Origin of the sequence: Actinacidiphila acididurans, assembly GCF_016918855.1 — a bacterium.
GTDB lineage: Bacteria > Actinomycetota > Actinomycetes > Streptomycetales > Streptomycetaceae > Actinacidiphila > Actinacidiphila acididurans.
The window spans coordinates 19,819-39,135 of record NZ_JADKYB010000034.1 but is presented as its reverse complement, the minus strand read 5'-3'; the positions used below and the strand labels follow the sequence as shown (position 1 = coordinate 39,135).

General features: G+C 70.9%; 23 protein-coding genes. 6 read left to right on the top strand and 17 right to left on the bottom strand.

The window, feature by feature from the left end:
- Nucleotides 1–187 precede the first annotated feature (187 nt).
- Nucleotides 188–904: an alpha/beta fold hydrolase gene (locus tag ITX44_RS38215; protein ID WP_205364106.1), complete on the top strand. Its 717-nt coding sequence runs from the start codon at nucleotides 188–190 to the stop codon at nucleotides 902–904.
- Between the two features lie 27 nt (nucleotides 905–931).
- Here the strand turns inward: ITX44_RS38215 and ITX44_RS38210 are convergent, their stop codons facing one another.
- The 8 genes from ITX44_RS38210 to ITX44_RS38175 all read right to left on the bottom strand — a co-directional run bounded on the left by ITX44_RS38210 (nucleotide 932) and on the right by ITX44_RS38175 (nucleotide 6,543).
- Nucleotides 932–1,612, bottom strand: coding sequence for an NUDIX domain-containing protein (locus ITX44_RS38210; RefSeq protein WP_205364096.1), 681 nt, complete (start codon nucleotides 1,610–1,612; stop codon nucleotides 932–934).
- Nucleotides 1,609–1,986 (bottom strand): DUF4406 domain-containing protein, encoded by a 378-nt coding sequence (locus ITX44_RS38205; RefSeq protein WP_236062404.1) that lies wholly within the window; start codon nucleotides 1,984–1,986, stop codon nucleotides 1,609–1,611. Before ITX44_RS38205 ends, ITX44_RS38210 begins: the two co-directional genes overlap by 4 nt.
- A 37-nt stretch (nucleotides 1,987–2,023) precedes the next feature.
- Nucleotides 2,024–2,698: a DeoR/GlpR family DNA-binding transcription regulator gene (locus tag ITX44_RS38200; protein WP_307795676.1), complete on the bottom strand. Its 675-nt coding sequence runs from the start codon at nucleotides 2,696–2,698 to the stop codon at nucleotides 2,024–2,026.
- Between the two features lie 76 nt (nucleotides 2,699–2,774).
- Entirely contained in the window at nucleotides 2,775–3,062 is a 288-nt protein-coding gene (locus ITX44_RS38195; protein WP_205364151.1) for an MmyB family transcriptional regulator, read from the bottom strand.
- Between the two features lie 129 nt (nucleotides 3,063–3,191).
- Complete coding sequence (locus ITX44_RS38190) at nucleotides 3,192–4,160, bottom strand: YihY/virulence factor BrkB family protein (protein ID WP_205364094.1); 969 nt, start codon at nucleotides 4,158–4,160, stop codon at nucleotides 3,192–3,194.
- Nucleotides 4,161–5,060: 900 nt separating this feature from the next.
- A complete protein-coding gene (locus tag ITX44_RS38185; protein WP_205364093.1) occupies nucleotides 5,061–5,501 on the bottom strand; it encodes a DUF2267 domain-containing protein in 441 nt (146 codons plus the stop codon).
- A 117-nt stretch (nucleotides 5,502–5,618) separates the two neighbouring features.
- The gene (locus tag ITX44_RS38180) at nucleotides 5,619–6,014 is read right to left on the bottom strand and encodes a DUF2267 domain-containing protein (RefSeq protein ID WP_205364092.1); all 396 of its coding nucleotides are present in this window, start codon (nucleotides 6,012–6,014) and stop codon (nucleotides 5,619–5,621) included.
- Between the two features lie 94 nt (nucleotides 6,015–6,108).
- Nucleotides 6,109–6,543, bottom strand: a complete 435-nt coding sequence (locus ITX44_RS38175) for an Hsp20/alpha crystallin family protein (RefSeq protein ID WP_205364091.1) — start codon at nucleotides 6,541–6,543, stop codon at nucleotides 6,109–6,111.
- A gap of 77 nt (nucleotides 6,544–6,620) precedes the next feature.
- On the opposite strand from ITX44_RS38175, the gene ITX44_RS38170 reads away from it, so the two are divergent.
- From ITX44_RS38170 to ITX44_RS42475, 3 genes are all read left to right on the top strand, one after another.
- Complete coding sequence (locus tag ITX44_RS38170) at nucleotides 6,621–7,337, top strand: type III effector protein (protein ID WP_236062402.1); 717 nt, start codon at nucleotides 6,621–6,623, stop codon at nucleotides 7,335–7,337.
- A 102-nt stretch (nucleotides 7,338–7,439) separates the two neighbouring features.
- On the top strand, nucleotides 7,440–8,204 hold the full coding sequence (locus tag ITX44_RS38165; RefSeq protein ID WP_205364089.1) for an SOS response-associated peptidase: 765 nt from the start codon (nucleotides 7,440–7,442) through the stop codon (nucleotides 8,202–8,204).
- Nucleotides 8,204–8,332, top strand: a complete 129-nt coding sequence (locus ITX44_RS42475) for a ubiquitin family protein (protein WP_265934381.1) — start codon at nucleotides 8,204–8,206, stop codon at nucleotides 8,330–8,332. Before ITX44_RS38165 ends, ITX44_RS42475 begins: the two co-directional genes overlap by 1 nt.
- Before the next feature lie 16 nt (nucleotides 8,333–8,348).
- Here the strand turns inward: ITX44_RS42475 and ITX44_RS38160 are convergent, their stop codons facing one another.
- The 9 genes from ITX44_RS38160 to ITX44_RS38120 all read right to left on the bottom strand — a co-directional run bounded on the left by ITX44_RS38160 (nucleotide 8,349) and on the right by ITX44_RS38120 (nucleotide 17,643).
- On the bottom strand, nucleotides 8,349–9,515 hold the full coding sequence (locus ITX44_RS38160; protein WP_307795675.1) for an MAB_1171c family putative transporter: 1,167 nt from the start codon (nucleotides 9,513–9,515) through the stop codon (nucleotides 8,349–8,351).
- Nucleotides 9,505–9,897 (bottom strand): hypothetical protein, encoded by a 393-nt coding sequence (locus ITX44_RS38155; RefSeq protein ID WP_236062401.1) that lies wholly within the window; start codon nucleotides 9,895–9,897, stop codon nucleotides 9,505–9,507. Before ITX44_RS38155 ends, ITX44_RS38160 begins: the two co-directional genes overlap by 11 nt.
- A 369-nt stretch (nucleotides 9,898–10,266) precedes the next feature.
- Nucleotides 10,267–11,043: a sugar phosphate isomerase/epimerase family protein gene (locus tag ITX44_RS38150; RefSeq protein WP_205364085.1), complete on the bottom strand. Its 777-nt coding sequence runs from the start codon at nucleotides 11,041–11,043 to the stop codon at nucleotides 10,267–10,269.
- Nucleotides 11,043–12,131, bottom strand: coding sequence for an alcohol dehydrogenase catalytic domain-containing protein (locus ITX44_RS38145; protein WP_205364084.1), 1,089 nt, complete (start codon nucleotides 12,129–12,131; stop codon nucleotides 11,043–11,045). Before ITX44_RS38145 ends, ITX44_RS38150 begins: the two co-directional genes overlap by 1 nt.
- A complete protein-coding gene (locus ITX44_RS38140; protein WP_236062400.1) occupies nucleotides 12,128–13,165 on the bottom strand; it encodes an ROK family protein in 1,038 nt (345 codons plus the stop codon). Before ITX44_RS38140 ends, ITX44_RS38145 begins: the two co-directional genes overlap by 4 nt.
- A 38-nt stretch (nucleotides 13,166–13,203) precedes the next feature.
- Entirely contained in the window at nucleotides 13,204–14,292 is a 1,089-nt protein-coding gene (locus ITX44_RS38135; protein WP_205364083.1) for an MDR/zinc-dependent alcohol dehydrogenase-like family protein, read from the bottom strand.
- A 66-nt stretch (nucleotides 14,293–14,358) separates the two neighbouring features.
- The gene (locus ITX44_RS38130; protein WP_205364082.1) at nucleotides 14,359–15,588 is read right to left on the bottom strand and encodes an MFS transporter; all 1,230 of its coding nucleotides are present in this window, start codon (nucleotides 15,586–15,588) and stop codon (nucleotides 14,359–14,361) included.
- An 85-nt stretch (nucleotides 15,589–15,673) separates the two neighbouring features.
- Nucleotides 15,674–16,486: an SDR family NAD(P)-dependent oxidoreductase gene (locus ITX44_RS38125; RefSeq protein WP_205364081.1), complete on the bottom strand. Its 813-nt coding sequence runs from the start codon at nucleotides 16,484–16,486 to the stop codon at nucleotides 15,674–15,676.
- The gene (locus ITX44_RS38120; RefSeq protein ID WP_307795674.1) at nucleotides 16,483–17,643 is read right to left on the bottom strand and encodes a sedoheptulose 7-phosphate cyclase; all 1,161 of its coding nucleotides are present in this window, start codon (nucleotides 17,641–17,643) and stop codon (nucleotides 16,483–16,485) included. The genes ITX44_RS38125 and ITX44_RS38120 overlap by 4 nt, the downstream gene beginning before the upstream one ends.
- A gap of 304 nt (nucleotides 17,644–17,947) precedes the next feature.
- On the opposite strand from ITX44_RS38120, the gene ITX44_RS38115 reads away from it, so the two are divergent.
- Both ITX44_RS38115 and ITX44_RS38110 read left to right on the top strand, forming a co-directional pair.
- Nucleotides 17,948–18,421, top strand: coding sequence for a hypothetical protein (locus tag ITX44_RS38115; RefSeq protein WP_205364079.1), 474 nt, complete (start codon nucleotides 17,948–17,950; stop codon nucleotides 18,419–18,421).
- Nucleotides 18,422–18,537: 116 nt separating this feature from the next.
- The gene (locus ITX44_RS38110; RefSeq protein ID WP_205364078.1) at nucleotides 18,538–19,293 is read left to right on the top strand and encodes a GntR family transcriptional regulator; all 756 of its coding nucleotides are present in this window, start codon (nucleotides 18,538–18,540) and stop codon (nucleotides 19,291–19,293) included.
- Nucleotides 19,294–19,317 lie beyond the last annotated feature (24 nt).

Here is a 19,317-nt window from a genome sequence, read left to right as displayed (position 1 = left end):
CCAGCCCCGCCCGCGGTTCGCTGTCCGTCTCTCCCGCCCCGAGAGCGCGCAGCACGAATGTGCCGAGCCGCGGCTCGACCGGACCCGAACGTTCCGGTTCCCGACCCGGTGTCGACCGGAGACGTGGTGCCGGGGGAGGGGAGCGCGATCGTTACGCTTCCGGTCGGAAGGTGGAGGTGTTCGTCCGATGACAGAGGATGCGCTGCACTCGGTGCTGGTGCCGGGACTGGCTTGTTCGCCGAGGCTCTACGGCCCGGTGCTGGCCGACGCATGGTCGTCCGGTTCGGTGACGATCGCCGACACCCGGCGTGACGATTCGATCGGCGGCATGGCCGAGCGGCTGCTGGCGGCCGCGCCGCGGCGTTTCGTCCTTGTCGGGGTGAGCATGGGCGGCTACGTGGCGCTGGAGGTGATGCGGCGCGCACCCGAGCGGGTCCGGGCCCTGGCGCTGATCAGTACCTCGGCGCGGCCGGACACTCCCGAGCAGGCGGACGGGCGCCGGCGGCAGATCGAGATGACACGCGCCGGTGGGTTCGACGATCTCGTGGTCGGCGCGTTCCCCGCGCTGGTCGACGAGAGCAACCGGGAGGACGCGGCGATCGCGGCCTTTTGGAGTCGAATGGCGCACGAAGTCGGGGCCGATGCCTTCTGCGCTCAGCAGCAGGCCGCGATCGGCCGGGAGGACTCCCGGCCGACGCTGGCGACGATCACGTGTCCGACCGCCGTGCTCCACGGGACGGGGGACCGGCTCATCCCGGTGGAGAACGGGCGGGAACTGGTGGCGGCCATTCCCGGCGCGGTGGGCACGATCATCGACGGCGCCGGTCACATGGCGCTGCAGGAGCAGCCCGCCGCTGTGGCGTCGGCGCTGCGCGGCCTGCTGGCCCGGGCGAAGGCCGCCTGAACGTCAGCCCATTGCGTGGACGTGCTGTCATCCCCCCTGGGGCGTCGGACCGGTGGGGCGGAAGGGGCCGTCGAGGGCGGCCCATTGGAGCAGCATGATCGTCTTCGCGTCCGCGATCGCGCCGCCGCGGACCATGTCGAGGGCCGCGGCGAAGCCGAGTTCCACGACGGTGATGTCCTCGCCTTCTTCGGCGAGGCCCGCCGTGTGCGGGGCGGCGGGGGAGGAGCGGTAGGGCGCGGCGAAGAAGTGCAGCCGTTCGGTGACGGATCCCGGGCTCATGAAGACGTCGAAGACGTGCTGGACCCGGCCGATGGTGTGACCGGTCTCCTCGGCCGCCTCGCGGCGGATCGCCCCTTCGGGGTCGTCCCCGTCGAGCAGGCCGGCCGCCGTCTCCAACAGCATGCCGTCGGGGTGCCCGTTGACGTAGGCGGGCAGCCGGAACTGACGGGTCAGCAGGACCGTACGGCGCTGCTCGTCGTAGAGGAGGACGGTCGCGCCGTCGCCGCGGTCGTACGTCTCGCGTTGTTCGCGGCTCCAGTGCCCGTCGCTGTGCTGGTAGTCGAAGGTGGTCCTGCGCAGGACGTACCAGTCGCACGACAGCACCTGGACGTCCTGGACGCGCACGCGCGGGTTGCCGGTGAGGTCGCGGCCGTGGCGGTCCAGGCCGGTACGGCCGCGGCGGTCGGGGGTGTCGATGCCGGCGGTCATCGGGCGGCCGGGACGTCCGCGAGGCCGGCGTAGACCTGCTTGCCCTGCGCGCGGGCCCGCTCGACCATCATGTCCGCCCCGGCCGAGGCGCCGCCGATACGCAGCACCGCGTCGCAGCGGGCGAGAAGCCGCTCGGCCACCGGGTGGAAGATCTCCTCGAACAGCGGCGTACCCGGCAGGGTGCCGCCCGCGCTTTGCAGAAGCGGCAGCGCCAGGGCCTCTCCGGTGACGGGCAGGTGGCCGGCCCGGAAGAGCGTCAGCGCGACGTCGTTCATGGCGCGCACGTTCGCGTCGAGCTTGGCCGGGTCGTCACCGGTGCCGGACCGGTAGGGGCTGGCGACCAGGATCATCAACGGGGCGGGGGCTGCGGTCATGAGGACACTCCGGGCTGGGGACGAACAGCGTGACGGGTCATACGAGAACGGTGTCGACCCCCGCCTCGCGCAGGGCGTCGAGGGTGCGGGGGCCACCGGGGTGGGTGGCCGGGTCGGCGGCGGCCCGGTCGGTGACGAAGCTGTGCACCGCGTCGAGCGGAGCGACCTGACTGAAGGCGCGTACACCCAGCTTGGTCGCGTCCGCCACCGTGAGCGTACGGCCGGACTGGGCCAGGCCCGCCTGCTTGACGGCGGCGTCGTCGAGGGAGAACTCCGACCACCCGTGCTCGGCGTGCACACCGCCGATCGACATCACGAACAGGTCGAAGGCCAGTGCCTCCAGGGTGCGCAGCGTGAGCGGCCCGACCAGCGAGCGCTCGCCGGGACGGGACCGGCCGCCCACGACCAGCAGGTCGATGCCGGGCCGGTCGGCCAGCCGGACGGCCGCCTGCAGACTGACCACAGCCACGGTGAGCGGCGCCCGGGCGGCCAGGTGCCCGGCGACGTGGACCGTGGTGGTCCCGGCGTCCAGCAGCACGCGCGAGCCCGGCTCCACCATCGCGGCCACCGCCGCGCCGAGCCGGTCCTTGGTCGCGCTCTGCCACGCCTCGCGTGCGGCGAAACCGGCCGTCGGCCAGGCGCGATGTGCGCTGCGATCGCCGCCGACCGGCGCTGGGCCCGCCGCATCGAGCAGGGCTTGTACCCGGTACACGGCCCTGCCGTGAGCCCGTCCGATGCCTGCCTGGCCTGCGGGGGGCGCGTCCCGCGATACGCCGTGCACCTGGCGTCTAGGTCGGCGGTGTATTGACGCGTCGTTGTCCAGGGCCTGTCGAGCGGGGGTCGCGTGCGCTGCGCAGCGCGGCGACCGTGTCGCCGGCGACATCGTCCCAGTCGGGATATCGGGTGCGGGCCTGTGGGTCGGTGAAGAGCCAGCGGACGATGGTGCGGTCCCTGGCCGGTATCCGATCGAAGTCGGTGAGCAGTACCTTCGCGGCATTGTTCAGTGCCAGGACGTCCATGCGCCTGCTTTGCACCATGGCCGGCAGCGGGTCGAGCGAGGCGACCAGCTCCCGCAGGCCGACGCGCGCCGCCTGGCGGCCTTCGTTTCGGGGGCGCTGGCGGCAAGCGTGGCCCGATGCGCGCCTACCTGGGTCGGCCTTGCGGTTCCGTTGCTCCCGCCCCGTTGGGCGAGCGGTGTCACGTTGTCAGATCTCGCGGTCGTCGCGTGGCTCGACGTAGGGCTCTTCGCCCGGGGAGAGGCCGCCTTCGTGGGCCCGGGCCCGTTCGGACTCCGCGCTGTATTCCAGGCCCAGAAGCAGGGCGATGTTGGAGATCCACAGCCAGACGAGGAAGACGATGATCCCGGCGAAGGTGCCGTAGGTCTTGTTGTAGCTGCCGAAGTTCGCGACGTAGACGGCGAAGAGCGCGGACGCGGCGATCCAGACGAGGACGCTCAGCAGGCTGCCGCGGGTGACCCAGGCGAAACCGTGTCTGACGTTCGGCGCGGCCCAGTGCAGTACTGCCACGGCCAGCGCGAACAGGATGATCATGACGGGCCATTTGGCGTAGTTCCACACGGTCACCGCGGTGTCGCCCAGGCCCAGAATGTGCCCTGTCCTGCGGGCCAGGCTGCCGGTGAACACGACGCCCACCGCGATCGCGGCAAGGACGACGACGAGGAGGACCGTGATCCCGAAGCGGATGGGCAGCGTCTTCCACGCCGGGCGGCCCTCGCCGATGTCGTAGACGGTGTTGCCGGCCCGCATGAAGGCCGCCACGTAACCGGATGCCGACCACAGCGCGACCGCCACACCGATGATCAGGGGGATCAGGGCCTTGTTGCCGCTGGCCTGCACCTGGGTGACGATGCTGGTCAGGGTGGAGCGGACGGCACCGGGCGCCACGCTGGTGATGTTGTCGGTCAGGGACTTGGCGGTCGATGTGCTCAGCAGGCCCACGATCGACACGAGGGCCAGCAGCGCGGGAAAGATCGCCAGGATCGCGTAGTAGGTGAGCGCCGCTGCCAGGTCGGACAGGTTGTCGGCTTTGTACTCCTTGAGTGTGCGTTTGAGGATCTCGCGTGACGTCCCGCTGGGCAGGTCCGACGGCTTCCGGGGCCCCCGCCCGGCCCCGCGGGCGGCGTCTCCCGTGTGCTCCGGCTCGTGTCCTTCCATCGTTCACATCCTTCACGTTCAGCCGGTGGCCGGGCAGGCCGCCGGGACGGCGGGCGCCGCGACGACGCGGGTGCGCGGCAGGCGCAGCGCGCGAGAGCGCTGCTTCCACCCCCCTTCTGCGGCTCGGCACGCCGTGCAGTGACCCTTGAAGCCGCTCCGCAGGCCCCTTCTTATGCCCCCACCGCCCATCCGTCCGCCCCACACGCCCGCCCCTCACCTGGACAGCCCCCGCCATCGGTGGTCCAGGGTGACGACGCCGACGCGGCCGCCGCTCGCCACGACGTAGGCCGGGCGGGGTGGCGGGCGGCGGGAGGCGATGGACGACGTCGGCCGGTCCGTCGGCCGATCCCGCCGTCACCGCAAGTTGACCGGCGAGCCGCTGCCCGCCAACGGGGCACTTGTCGGGTTCCCCTCGGCATCCAGCTGGCGTACCACCCGATCGCCGGTGACGGGATGCTGGACGTCCTGAAGGACCTGGTGCTGGTCACCACCGCGCGGTACGAGGCCGGTCCGGCGCCGCTGTCGCCGAACGTGTACCGGTGGCGCGAGGGCGCTCTGGTACCGCTGACCGTGCCGGCCGGCGGCACGGTCGACTTCTTCAGGAGGCCGTGCTGTTCCGGAGCCGCATCCCGTGGAAATCCGTCCGAACTCGAGCACGATGGACGACGGTGGTCTCGCGCTTCGCGCGGGTGGAGAGCAGCTCGCACCGACCAGGCGACGGGCGAAAAGCGCAACAAGAGCGGGGGCCGCTGCGGCCGTCCTGCACCGGACCGTAGTTGACCCTGGACCCGGCGATCCACGGACGAACACGCCTACGCGCGCAGGACGGCGTGGTCGGCCTCGATGGGGCAGCCGGTCACCCCCGATCACCCGCGTCGACAACCCCGCGGATCACTACATCTAGGCCGCTTGGCGGGTGCGGAGGTCGGCGCGTCCGAACAGCAGGGCGTAGCCCTCGGGGAGCTGGTCGAGGATCTGATCCAGCAGGTCCGGCCCGGTCAGGCGGGCGAGGACGGAGAAGACGGTCCCGGTGTTCCACCGGGCGACCGCGGGCGTGGTGCCGGACAGCCGTGCGAGGTCCTTGACGAAGCCCCATCCGGTCAGCTGCTCGGCGGCGGGGACCTGCCTGGTGAACTCCTGCGCGGCCTGCAGCGGCAGCCGCGCGGCCAGTGCGACCCGTTCGTCGCCGGTGATCTGGCGGCCGAGGGCGGCCAGGACCTGGAGGGTGACCTCCTGGGCACGTTGCCGGGTCGGGTAGGCGCCCTCGTACCGGACCTTTTCCAGCAGGGCGTCGTAGGTCATGGCGACTTCGGGCCGGTCGGGGTGGCGCTGGTCGAGCATGGCCGGTGGTGTGCCTTTCGTATGGACAGGGCCCGGCGTCCACCGCCCGCGCCGGGCGCGGCGAGACGGTGGACGACAGGCCGGGTGTGGACCGGGTGGTGTTCGGTGCGGCCCTGGTCAGACCGGCTGTGGGCGGCCGAAAAGAAGGTCGTAGCCCACGGGGAGCTGGAGCAGCAGCCGCCGGGTGAGGTCATCGCCGGCGGACTCGGCCACGACGCTGAGGACCGCCCCGATGTCCCAGGTGGCCGTCTGCTCCGTGGCTCCTTCGATCCAGGCCGCGGTGGCGCGGACGAACCGTTCGGGACTCAGTGGTTCGGCCGCGGGCAGAGGGTTGAGCAGAATCAGGGCGAAGGTTTCCGGCAGCCGGGCGGCGAGCGTGGACCGCTCCTCGCCGAACAGGTGCGCGCCGAGAAGGGCGAGCACGACGCGGGCGGCACGTTCGGCTTCATGCCGGGTGTCGTACTGGCCGCGTTCCCGGATGCGCTCCAGGAAGTCCTCCGCACGAATGGCCACGATGGTCACCCCCTTCGGGCGGGCGGGTACGCCGATGGGCGTGCCCGCCCGCTGCCGTTGCTGCGGGCCGAAGCGGACCGTCGGATCAGTCGGATCAGCCGCTGATCTGCCTGCGCTCCGAGGATCCGCCGATGGTGATCTTGCGAGGCTTCGCGCGCTCCGCGATCGGGATGCGCAGGGTCAGCACCCCTGCCTCGTAGTCGGCCTCGATGCGCTCGGCGTCGAGGGTGTCGGCGAGCATCAACTGGCGGGAGAAGACTCCCAGCGGGCGCTCGGACAGCTCCATCTGGACGTTGTCGTCCTTGGCCGTCGGGCGGCGCTCGGCCTTGACCGTCAGCATGTTCCGCTCGACGTCGATGTCGATGGCGTCGGTGCTCACTCCGGGGATGTCCAGGGCGATCACGTACACATCGCCATCGCGGTAGGCGTCCATCGGCATCGTGGACGGCCGCGACCAGGTGCCGGTTGCGCCGAGGACCTGCTGGGCGAGCCGGTCGAGCTCGCGGAACGGATCGGTGCGCATCAACATCGGGAAACACCTCCAGGAAGACGGGCAGTGAGTGCTGCCAATGCGCTGAACCTGCTTCCTGTGTACCATGTCATCGCATGGATGACAAACCAAAAGTCGTCGAAGCGGTGACGAGGCGGGCTTCTGTGACATCGGCCGACGAGCAGTCCCGGCACCTGGCCCCGGCGTCCGTTCTCGCCGCCGAGGCGGCCCTGCGCGCCATCGACGACGCGGTGCGTGCCGCCGGTACCGCCGCGGCCGACGGGCCCTCCGGCGCCGTCGTGCCCGGCCCTGATCAGGCGCTGTCCCTGCTGCTTCTGCTCCGCCAGGTACGGCACGAGCTCGCCCGGTGGGAGCCGGGACTGATCGAGGCGGCCCGCGCGGCCGGCGCGAGCTGGGCCGATCTGGCCGAGCCGCTGGGCGTGGCCAGCCGCCAGGCCGCCGAACGCCGCTACCTCAGACTCCGCCCCGGGGCGGCCGACAGCACCGGCGAACAGCGGGTGCAGGCCACCCGCGACCGCCGCGCCGCCGACCGCGCCGTCGTCGTCTGGGCCCGGTACAACGCCGGCGAACTGCGTCAGCTCGCGGGCCAGGTCACCGCCCTGCCCGATCTCCAGGACACCGCCCGGGCCCCCTTGCGCCGACTCGCCCACGCCTTGGCGGACAACGACGCCGCCGCACTGCTCGCCCCCCTCGCCGAAACCGAGCCGCACCTGCGCGGCGACCACCCCGAACTCGCCGCCCGGATCAACGACCTCACCCACCACACCGACCGCCTCCGCCACGACAGCGACGCCACGCGCCGCACCCGCTGAAAACCGGCCACACCGTCTCGGGCGATCCGGGCCGGGGCCCGGGCCGGCGGCCACCCGGTGGTGTGTGCGTCCTCGCCGGCCTGGTCGTGGCAGGCTGGCGGCATGTGCGGTCGTTACGTGTCCACCCGCCGGCCCGAGGATCTGACGTCGCTGTTCCGCGCCGGGCCGCCGCCGGCCGAGCAGGTGCTGCCGCCGAGCTGGAACGTCGCGCCGACGCAGGACGTGTGGGCCGTGATGGAGCGCGCGGACCGGACGAGCGGCGAGGTGCGGCGCGATCTGCGGGCGGCCCGCTGGGGGCTGGTGCCCTCCTGGGCGAAGGACCTGTCGGTCGGTTCGCGGATGATCAACGCCCGGGCCGAGACCGTCGACCAGAGGCCGGCCTACCGGCGCGCGTTCGCCCGGCGGCGGTGCCTGCTGCCGGCCGACGGCTTCTACGAGTGGGCGGCGATGCCGGCCCGGGAAGGCCGCAGGGCCTACAAGCAGCCCTACTTCATCCATCCCGACGACCAGGGCGTGATGGCGTTCGCGGGGCTGTACGAGTTCTGGCGCGACCCCACCGCGGGGGACGACGGCGAACCGGGCGCCTCGTGGACCACGTGCACGATCATCACCACCGAGGCCACCGACGCCGCCGGCCGCGTCCACCCGCGCATGCCCCTGACCATCGCACCCCGCGACATCGACGCCTGGCTCGACCCCTCCCTCCAGGAACCCGAAGAAATCCGTGCCCTGCTGGCCGACCCGGCAGCCCGCCCCCTGGGCGCACGCCCGGTCTCCATCGCCGTCAACAAACCCGGCACCGACAGCCCCGACCTGCTCACCGAGATCGACCTCGACGAGCCCGGCCCACCCCACTTCACCAACTGATGACCCCGTACCGGACCTGCTGGGACGTCGGTCCGCTCAAGACGGAGCCGGGCAAGCGGTACCTGATCGAGGTGTGGAACGACCAGCGCCGCACCGCGCCGTACTCCTTCCACCTCGTCCCCCGCTGACCCTCCGCCCGGGAATCTACGTCGCCCGGAGCGCTTGCAGTTCGGAGGAGACCGCCGCCAGGAAGAGAACATCGTCGTCGTAGGAGTCCGAGACGTCCCGGGCCACGAGTACCGGGCAGGGCGGTGCCTTCGACGACTCCCCGCGCAGACATGGATCGCCGTACAGGCTCAGCGCGCGATCGATCAGCCGGGCGGCGGTGTGCGGCTCGCCCGGCGACGCCTCGGCCGGCAATTGCGCGGAGGCGAGCCGCAGGTAGGGGCTCAATCGGGTCAGTCCGTCGCGGCATTCGACGTAGCGGCGGTAGACGGCGGGAGCGTGGTTGAGTGTCGGGGGGAACCGGCGGGGCCCTTCGGGGCGGCAGTCGAGAACGAGTTCGGGATAGGCGGCCACCAGGCGTGTCCACAACTCGCCCAGATCTTCGAACCTGGCCCGGTGGTCCCGGTTCTCCGACGCGACCTGTGCCAGGCTGACCAGGCACGGCAGACTCGTCCCGATTGCCACGGCGGCCGTTCCGGAGAGCGCCAGTACGAAGTCGTGGTTGTAGGTGAAGGACTGCCCCGCCCGCAGCGCGGGAACGTCGACCCACAAGAATCGGAAGGCGCTGCTGGCCGCGAGAACCGCCAGACCGCCGGACAGGGGGGTCAGCGACACCCTGCGCAGCAGCGGGCGCCCTCTTCTCGCGATCCTCCAGGCCAGCAGGGTGCAGGTGGAGTAGCCGGCGAGCAGGTAGACGTTGCCGATGTTGTAGAACGCGACGACGCGCGGATCACCCAGGTGTCCCGAATTGAGCGTGTTGTTGCGCAGGTGAGGCGGCATCAGCGCCGTCGCGGTGAACATTCCCGCCAGACAGACGGCGCACAGCCATGCCTCCCAGGCGCGCAGCGCCGACCAGGAGTCCAGTGGACGCTCGCGCAGGAAGGCGGTCATCAGGCACAGACTCACCAGGATGCTCAGGTTGTACGCCAGTTTGGCGCACCCTATGAAGGCGTGTGCATCGACGGCGCCGGAAACCGGCGGGAGGTTCAGGAAGTTTCCGATTCCCATCAGGGAGAGTGCGGCGAACAAATGCAGGCGCATCGAATCCCGAAAGCCTCGGCGGACCAGTGCGGGAACAGTCCATGAGGCACCGAGCAGGGTGGCGGCAATGGCGAACCACGTGACCGCGGTGATATCATCCCCCATCGAAAACAATGCTGTTGTAGACCGAGGAACGCCAGGGCTGCTCGAGGCCGTCGCGTTGGGCCCGGCGCCCCACGGTCAGCGCGACGCGCATGATCGTGGAGGCGACCACCTCGGCGTCACGCTCCTCGGCGGGGGAGTAGCAGGTCCGCAGGGACAGCGCTGCCGGGCGTTCGCCGGCGAGGTCGTACGAGATCAGGTGGCCGATCTCGTGCAGGATGATGTGGGCCTGGTGGGCCTTGGTCGTGTTCGCCTGATAGATGATGACGTCCTCGTTGTCACGCGAGATCAGCATCCCGAAGGGTCCGTCGGCGGGCAGCTCCCACGGAAGCAGCCGGACCGGGCTGCCGCGCAGTTCCCCGAGCTGTTCGCAGAGTGTCGTCACACTGAAAGGGAAAGGCGGTTCGAGTCGCCGTAATAAATGACGACTGTGGGCACGCAGCCGGGCATCACGCAGACGAGAACCGCGCACCCTTGTGGTGGTGCGTTTCAGTGCATTCCGAAAGCGCCCGCCGGACACGTCGGACGGCAACGCCGCACCCTTCCCCTCGCTCCCGTGGCTCCGGGTGCCGACCGCACAGCTTCCTCCCTGATATGACGCAGCATCCACCTTCAGCCCCCTCTCTGAGATGACAGAACAGGAATCATCTCACAGCGGACCTGACCCCCAATAAGCCGATCAGCGTTTCCCGGTCGCGGCGGACACACACCCTCACCGCCCGGCGCCGGGCTGTCGGCAACAGCCTTCAGGCGCTCACCGGCTGCCCGCCGCCGCGCGGGCCCGCCGGATGTCCTCGCGCAGGAGGGCCGGCTGCTGCCGGTAGTCGTTCTCCACGAGGAGTGAGGACGCCCGCGTGCGGCGGAGCAGGGCCGGCAGATCGTCCAGAACGGTGCCCCGCCGCAGGGCCGTTGCCTCCTGCGGTTCCTTGATGTGCAGGCACGGAAGGAGCAGCCCCGCGGCTTGGACGAGGTCGGCGAAATCCTCGGGCGATTCCCCGGCGTCCAGCAGGTTCCCGGTGTCCAGCACCAGCCGCAGCGCCGGATTGCCGACATCCCCCGCGACGGTCAGGGCGTCGCGCCCCGACAGGGGCGACTCGTAGGCCACCACCATGCCCATGCGGGAGACCCAGTCTCCCAGCATGCGCAGGACCTCGGCCGTACCGCTCCGGACGGCATCGTCCTTCGGAAGGCTTCGCCGGAATCCCGGAACGTGCAGAACCTCCGCGCCCAGTCGGTGGGCGCAGTCCAGGGCGCGCCAGAGGACGTCCAGGGCTGCCGGATTGGCCCGGCCGGAATCGAGAGCCAGCCCGATGTCGTTGACGTGGTTCACCGCCAGCACCGGGACGGGCAGGTCCTGGGTGATGGCCCAGGCCGCGGCGAGTTCGGCGGGATGGTCGAGCATGCGGCCGCGGTGGGCGCCGCCGAAGTCCAGGTGCAGTACATCGGCTCCCGCCGCGAGCGCGGCCCGGGCGGCGGCCGTACGACAGGTGCTGATGCGCCACTGCGGGGCGGCGACGGATATCGCTTCCATCACCCGTCTCCGAACCGGATCGCGGCCTTCAGCACCCGGCGGCCGTCCACGTGGCGTCCCGCCGAGGTCAGCACCGTGTTGATGAGGTCGGCCGCCGCCGGTGGGTCGAGCCGATGCGTCAGCAGCCCTTCGCCCACCCGCTCGTCCTCGATCAGCAGCCCGACCGCGTCGAGCAGGTGCCGACCGGACACGCCGCGGTGGCCGTACAGCAGCAGCGGCCCCTGTCGACGAGGAAGGGTTCGTACGTCCGGTGGCCAGGGCAGCCCTCCGCAGTTGGCCGCGCGGACGGCCGCCACGTCGACATCACCGCAGCCCAGGGGGATCTCCCCCGAGGCGAGCCCGGCGTGCACATCGACCAGCAGCGGACCCGCCACGTGGCGGTCCACCGTGGCCAATGCCTGGCTGGTTCCCGTGCGCGGTGTGGCGATCACGGCGGCGACCGGTGCCGGCAGTTCCGCCAGCCGATCGCCCAGTCCGGGATCGTCCGGGCCGATCGCTCCGGCTCCGTGTCCGATGACCAGGCGGTGCAGTCCGGGGAGGTGGCGCGCCCAGACCTCGGCGGCCAGTCGTCCGACGGTCCCGTCGCCCCAGACGACCAGTGAGGCCGGCTCGGCGACGCCGAGCCCGATCCGCATGCCGTACAGCACCGAAGCGAGCGGTTCTGCCAAGGCCGCCACCGAGGGCCGCCGGGCGGCGGCTTCCGGCACCGGGAGCACCAGGCCGGCGCGTACCGCCGTGGCGGGGATGCGGGTGCGCTCGGCCCAGAGACCGGGCAGATTGTGGCCGAGCAGGAAGGACGGATCGTCCGGGTGCGTGGGGTTCACCATGACCAGCGAACCCTCCGCCAGATCGCTGTCGCCGGGGTCGACCACCCGTGCCAGTCCTTCGTGCCCCGGCACGGGGCTGGCGTCGTCCCGAAGGCCCCGCAGGATCTGCCAGTCCGTGCCGCAGATACCGGCGGTCAGCGGCGCCAGCAGGACATCGCCCGGCCCGAGCCGGGGCGTCGGCACCCGCACGACGTCCACCAGGGTGCGGCCCCGGGCGTCGGCGGGACGCCGCACCAGGGCACGGTGCGAGGCCGGGCTCACGAGGCTATCCCCAGGTCCCACCGGCCGATCAGCTCGGCCCCGCGCAGCCCGTCGACCTCGTCGGGACCGCAGCAGACCAGCCGATCGTCGAGCCACCGCTGCGAGCGGCCCCGATCGGCGTAGGAGGTGGCCGCGGCGAGTTGGCGGCGGAGCTCGTTCGTGTAGTGGTCGCCGAGACCGGTGACGACACCACCACCGAGCCCCAAGAGGTCGAGATGGGGATCGACGCACCACAGGGTACGGATCAGGTGGGCGATCGGCTCGACGCAGCAGTACAGGAGCCGCTGCGCCCTCGGGTCGCGGGCGTCGAGTGCCCCGGGGAGCCAGCGGATCAGAGCCGAGGTCCCCTCCGGGTCCTCCTCCCCGCCGGTGATTCCGGCGGTGATCCCGAGCCGCTCGGCGGCACGCGCGATCCCGGGCCCGGAGGCGACCGAGGCCAGGTGATCCCGCTCCCCGCATTCGCAGGTCAGACCGGCCAGCTCCGCGGTCCGTGTCATCAGCGGAAGGTGACCGACCTCCCCCTGCAGACCCCATTCGTCGACCGGGATCTGCCTGCGCGTCAGGTCGGCGGTGCGCATGGCGATCCCACTGCTCACGGTCAGATATCCGACCCGGCGGACGCCGTCGCGGGCGTGTGCGGAGACGAAGTCGGCCAGCGCGGCGGTGACATCGTTGACCAGGATCCACGTCACGTCGGGCCGTCTGTGCCGCAGCGCGGCGGCCAGGTCGTACGGCTCGGCGCTCGCGCCCCACAGCGGGGCGGACCCGTAGACCGTGCCGGTGAGGTGGTCGATGGCCGCTCCGAAGGAGATCGCCGCGCACGCGGCGGGCGGGGCGGCGCCGCAGAGCAGTTCCACCATGTCGCGGCGGAGTTCGTCGACGGAGCGGCCCGGCAGGTTGAGCAGGCTCGGGGACGGCAGGCGGACGGCCGGCCCGGTGCCCTCGCTGGTCCGCAGCCGGACCCAGGTCCCGCCGACATCGGCGGAAAGTGTCGCCGCGGGGCGTGCCGCCGACGCGGGTGATGCGGCCGTCATAGTGCGCCTCCTTGCGGCGTCGACACGGCTTGTGTTCATCACTTTCGTGCCCGATCCGGGTCGGCGGCGGTGGTCCTTATCAGGACCTTTCCGGGAAAGTCCGCCGTTCCCGCGGCGATGCTCATGGCGAGTTCCGGGAATTCGCCGAGGCCGATCTGCGTCGACGTCAGCTTTTCGAGGGGGAAATCATGCGGATGCTCCGCGTGCAGCCTGAAGGCTTCCTCGTAGTCCTCCTTGAGGCATCCGTAGGCTCCTGACACTGCCAGGCGCTTCCCCAGGTACTCCGCGGGTGCGATCCGCTCGCGCCTGCGCAGGGTGTCGACGTCGACGTCACCGCCGGGGAACCGATCGCCCTTGCGTGTGCCGCCGTAGACGAAGAGCACGGCTCCGTCGGCAGCCATGGCGGCAGCGGTTCGCAGGAGGTCCGGCGTGACGATGGTCGACGCGACGATGACGATGTCGAAGCCGTTGCGGTGGGACTCCGCCTCGGCGAGCGGGAATATCTCCTCCTCCGCCAGGATCCGCCGTTCCCGCGCGAAGTCACGCCGCATCGCGCCGCGGTTGAACACCGACACCGACGCCTCCAGGTGCCGGGCGTACATGGCGAACAGGAGGCCCGAGCAGCCGGCGCCGATGATTCCCACCCTCTTCCCCTGAAGGGAGGGGAGATTCGCGAGCCCGACCAGCTTCCGGACTGCATGTACTATGCATGCGAACGGCTCGGGCATCCAGACGTTCTTCGTGATCTCCGGCTCCGGCACCCGGACGACCGCCTGGTCCAGTTGCTCCCTTGCTCCGTGAACGAAGACGTAGTCGGCAAAACCGGTGGTGCGCGTCGGCGTGATGTTCGGATTGAGGGTGACCGTCTCACCCGTCCGGAATCCCGTCCGGGCTCCGGAGAACACGACGGAACCGATGAACTCGTGGCCGAACAGCGGTCCGCGGTCCTCCATGATGTCGCGGGAGCCGGCGATCTCCTTGATGTCGGCCCGGCAGATCCCCATGTAGTCCGGTTCGATGACGACGGTGTCCTCGCCGAGCGCGTCCCCGGGGAAGGGGTGCGCGCCAAGACGTACGGTGCCGCCGACCAAGGTGGTCGCTTCGTACGTGGACGGGAACTCTGGCATGTCAACTCCTGATCAGGGCCACGGGCGAAGTGGTGCAGGGTTCACGTACCGGTGCCGCCGCCTCGGCTACCGCTCCATGGAGGGCACTTCACTGCCCACGGCGGGGGCCGCGGTCTCGTCGCCGGCGATGCCGGGGGCGGTGCTGCGACGGTCCATGCGCGAAGACAGAGCGATGAAGGCGAGGCTCAGCGCGGCCGCCGCGGAACCCGTCAGGGTCACCGCGCGCACGCCGAACCCGCGGTCCATCACCGCACCGCCCAGCCAGGCGCCCAGACCGTTGCCCAGGTTGAAAGCGGACACATTGACCGACAGCGCCAGGGTCGGTGCGGCCAGCGCCACCGCCTGGATGCGGGCCTGCAGCGAGGGGATGATGGAGAACCCGACGGCTCCGAAGGCGAAGAGCGTGATGACGGACAGCGCGGGCACGGTGCTGGTCACCCAGAACACGGCGAGCACCACGACCAGGGCCGACAGCACGATGGTGATGCCGCGCACGACGTGCCCGTCGGCGAGCCGGCCGCCGACGAAGTTGCCGATGACCGCGCCGACGCCGTAGACCACGAGAAGCACGGAGACCGCACCCGTGCTGAACCGGCTCACGTCCGTCAGCAGCGGCACGACATAGGTGGACGCGGTGAAGACCGCACCTTGCGCCAGCACCGTGGCCACGACCGTGAGCTGCAGGTTTCGCTGAGACAGCACTCCGAGCTCACCGCGGACCGCACCGGCGGCCGCTCCCTCGGGGCGCGGCAGCGCCGAGGGCACGAACACCGCGATCAAGCCGATGGTGACCACCCCGATCGCGACGATGGCCCCGAAGGTCGAACGCCACCCCAGGTGCTGGCCGAGGAGGGTGCCCAGCGGACCGCCCAGCGCGTTGGCCAGGTTGAAGCCCAAGGAGATCTTCGCCATCGCGGAGCCCTGCCGATCGGCGGCCGACAGTTGTGCGGCCAGGCTGAAGGCGACCGCGACGAACGTGCCGTGGCTCAGCGAGGTGAACACCCGTGCGGCCATCAAGGTGCCGTAGTCCGGGGCGAACACCGCCGCGAGGTTGCCGAGCACGAACACACCCATCAGCACCAGCACCAGCCGCTTGCGCGGCCAGCGCCCGGTGAGCAGCGTGACGAACGGGCCGACGACGGTGACCCCGAGGGCGTACCCGGTCACCAGCAGACCCGCCGTGGGGACCGACACGGCCAGATCGCCGGCCACTTGCGGCAGCAACCCGGAGATCACGATCTCTGCGGTGCCCACGCAGAACACGCCGAGCATGAGTGCGAACAGGACTAGCGGCATGGGAATTTTCCTTGGACTTGAACTCGGTGATGTCGGTCGGTGGGACGGCGCGTGGCATCGGCGCCGTCCCACCCGCTGTTGCGTCTCAGCGCACGGCCACGGCGCCTCCTGCGGAGCCTTCGGCCGCACGCGATTGGGCTGCATGCGATTGGGCCGCACGCGATTGGGATATCGGAACGGAGTCGCCCACGGACGACCAGGTCGCGTCCTCGTGCACGACGAGCGCCTGCCCGGCATAGGGCCCGCCTCGGGTCGTGGCGAGTTCGAGCGCCAGCGGCCCGAAGTCCGACGGGGCCATGTAGCCGGCGTAGTCGAAGCCGGAGCGGCGCCGGGCCCGTATCCCGGGGGTGTCGACCATCCCGGCCGGGAGCGCCTGGACGAAGGAGACCTCGGCGGGGTCGGTCTCCTGCGCGACCGACCGGATCAGCGAGTCGGCCGCCGCCTTGGTGGCCGCGTAGCCCGCCCGGTGCGGTCCGGCGTTGTAGACGACCTCCGAGGAGATGTTCAGGAACATGCCGGGCGCGGCCGCGCGCAGGGCGGGCAGGGTCGCCTTCAGCGTCCAGGCCAGCGCATGCACGTTGATCGTGAACTGGTCCTGCCAGTCGGTCTCGCTCACCTCGACGAACGGTTCGCGCCTGGACGTGTAGTAGACGGCGGAGAAGCACACCAGGTCGACGCGCTGCGGAACACGGTCGGTCAGGGCGGACCTGGCCTGCTGCGGGTCGCGGAAGTCGAGCCCGTGCCAGGTCAGCAGGTCACTGCCCGGTCCGGTGGGGCGGCTGCGGCTGAAGACGTGCGTCCGGATGCCGTGCGACGCCCAGGCGTCGGCGATTCCCCGCCCGATGCCGGTCGACCCGCCGACGACGACGGCGACGGCTCCGCGGTTGTCGTCACTCACGCGTCCACCTGCAGGGGCCCGAACCGGTCGGCGTGTGCCGGGAACAGGTCCTGGACCTGCCGGCGCAGCAGGCGGACGGCCTCCCGCAACTCGGTTTCCGTGACGTCGTTGACGAAGTGGTGCCGCCCGATACCGAGCGGCAGCGGCAGCCGCTGCTGGCCGTCGCGGTGGCGCACCGTGTCCTGGAGGGCGTCCTTCAGCAGTGACGGGACCGCCAGCGCGTCGTTCCAGAGCGGAAGACCGAGTGTGGACGCGACGGTGTAGACCCGCTCGGCCTGCTTCTCGCTCATGTCGCCGCGCAGGGTCGCCAGCGCCGTGGTCACGGCCATGTCGATCATCACGGCCTCGCCGTGCAGCAGCTCGGGCAGTGTGTGCATCTCGATGGTCGGGCTGAACGTGTGGCCGTAGTCCACGGAGCGCTCCAGCACCGACTCCCACAGGTTGGGGTGCAGTTCCTCCAGCATGAGGTGGATGGCCTCGCTGATGATCGCGTCCCCCGCGCCGGCCAGTTCGCCGGTGCTCCCCTGGAACCGGTCGGCGCGGACGGCGGTGCCGTGGCTCTCCAGCAGGGCGAACAGGTCCTCGGAACGGATCAGGGCCATCTTGAGGATTTCGGCCAGGCCGTTGCTGATGTGGCGCAGATCCAGTGTGCGCAGGAACGAGCGGTCCAGGAACGTCACGGTCGCCGGGGCGTACGTGCCCAGGCGGTTCTTGCCGGCGCCGTAGTTGACCCCCGTCTTGATGCCGACCCCGGCGTCGACCAGTCCGACCAGTGTGGTCGGGATGCGGACGTACGGGGTTCCGCGCCGGTAGAGGCTGGCGGCGAAGCCGACGATGTCGGTCAGCACCCCGCCGCCGATGGCCAGCACCGGCTCGCGGCGCCGGTCGAGCGTGAACTCGTTCATCGCGTCGACGACGCGCGAGACCGAGTCCCACTCCTTGACCAGCTCGTCGGCCCGCAACGGAACGATCGTGACAGCCACGCCGTGGTGGTCGAAGTAGTGGCGTATCCGGTCGCCGTGGTGGCTGTCGACGTTGCTGTCAATGATGATCAGCCGCCGGTCGCCGGACCGCAGAGGGGTGTCCTCGGACGAGTCCAGCAAGTGCCGGTTGTCCGGCGAGAAGAGGTTGTCGGACTGGATGACTTGATAACGCACCTGACGAAGAGCCTCAACAGTCCACGCGGGTCCGTCGCCGAGCTTCCGGCGCAGGCCCTGTGAGAAACCGACCCCGCTGCGCATGATCCCCTCCATGCTCAAAGGCGTGCTCAGTAGAACCTCTACCGCCTGAGTGGCGTGAGTGCCAATATACAGGCACGCATGCCCGTGTTGATTGCAGCCGTGTTAATATGAAATCGGACACCACCGGTGCGAGCGTGCTCGCGGGAACGGCCCGCCGGAACCGGGGGAACGCCGAGGAACGCCGACTCGAGTCGTCAGTGAAGTGCTGGGGAGGGGTGACATGGCCAGCCTGGCGGAACGCCTCAACGCCTGGTTCGCCGACGCGGCGACCGCCGACGCCGTCGGGCGCCTTCGGGAGCCCTCGACGGTCGAGGTCGCCCAGGCGATCTCGGCGGATCCCAGCCACGATGTGACGATCTCCCGGAGCTACCTGGCGGCTCTGCGCAACGGCTCACAGACCAACCCGACACTGAACGTGCTGGCGGCGATCGTCGGCTACTTCCGGTCCAGGCCGATGACACTGCCGATCTCGGTCGCCGCACTGATCAACGAGGCTCCCCCGGAACCGCCGGAGCCGGCGGACGACACCGCGGCCTGGACTTCGGCGCTCGCGGATCGCCAGGTGCGCTCCATCTCGATGCGGGCGGGCCGGCTCACCCCCGAGTTGCGCGAGCAACTGCTTTCGATCATGGATGTCCTGGACGCCGGCGCCCAGCAGCCCCCGTCCGAAGAACAAGGCGGCAGTGCGACCTGACGATCCGTCGGCGCCCGCGCGGTGCGGCCGGTGGCGGCGGATCTCCGGTGAAGCTAAGGTGAGCCGCGCGTGTCCACGGGCGCACCGGGCCCACATCACCGTAGGGGCTTGACCGCATGAACGACTCACGCGAGGTCTCCGGAGCCGTACTGCCCGGATATCCCGAGCCCTTGTGGGTCCAGGCGGTTCAGGTGATCCGGGGCGAGATCGACAGCGGGGTGCTCGCGCCCGGCAGCCGGCTGCCGCCCGAGCGCGAACTGTGCCAGCGGCTCGGGATCAGCCGGGTGACCCTGCGCAAGGCCCTGGGCAGTCTGGTCGAGGCCGGCGTGCTCAGCCCGTCGCACGGGCGCGGATGGTACGTCACCCGAACCGCGCGCAAGAAGGAGTGGCCCAGCACCCTGGAGTCCTTCAGCGAGACGGCGAGCCGCATGGGCCTGACCCCGCACTCGCTGGTACTGCGGGCCGACACCAGTCCGGCCACCATCGACGAGGCGGAACAACTGGCCATCGCCCCGGGCACCCCGCTGTTCCGCCTGGAGCGGGTACGGCTGCTGGACCGCGTACCCATAGGGCTGGACCTGACCCTGCTCCGCCAGGCGCTCGTCCCCGGGATCGAGACGATGGACTTCCGCGAACGGTCGCTGTACGCCACCCTGTCGGCCGCCGGCGTGGAACCGGTGCGCGCCGACAGCACGATCGAGGCGACCAAGGCGGACGAGCGGGCCGCGGAGCACCTGGACCTGGCGCCCGGCGACCCTGTCCTCGTCATGCGCCAAGTCGCCCTGAACGCACAGCAGGAGCCCTTGTTCATCTCCACGATCCAGTACGCCGGCGACCGGTACCGGCTGCGTACGTCGTTCGTCCGGCCGTGAGCGCCGTAACCGCCGTGACCGCCG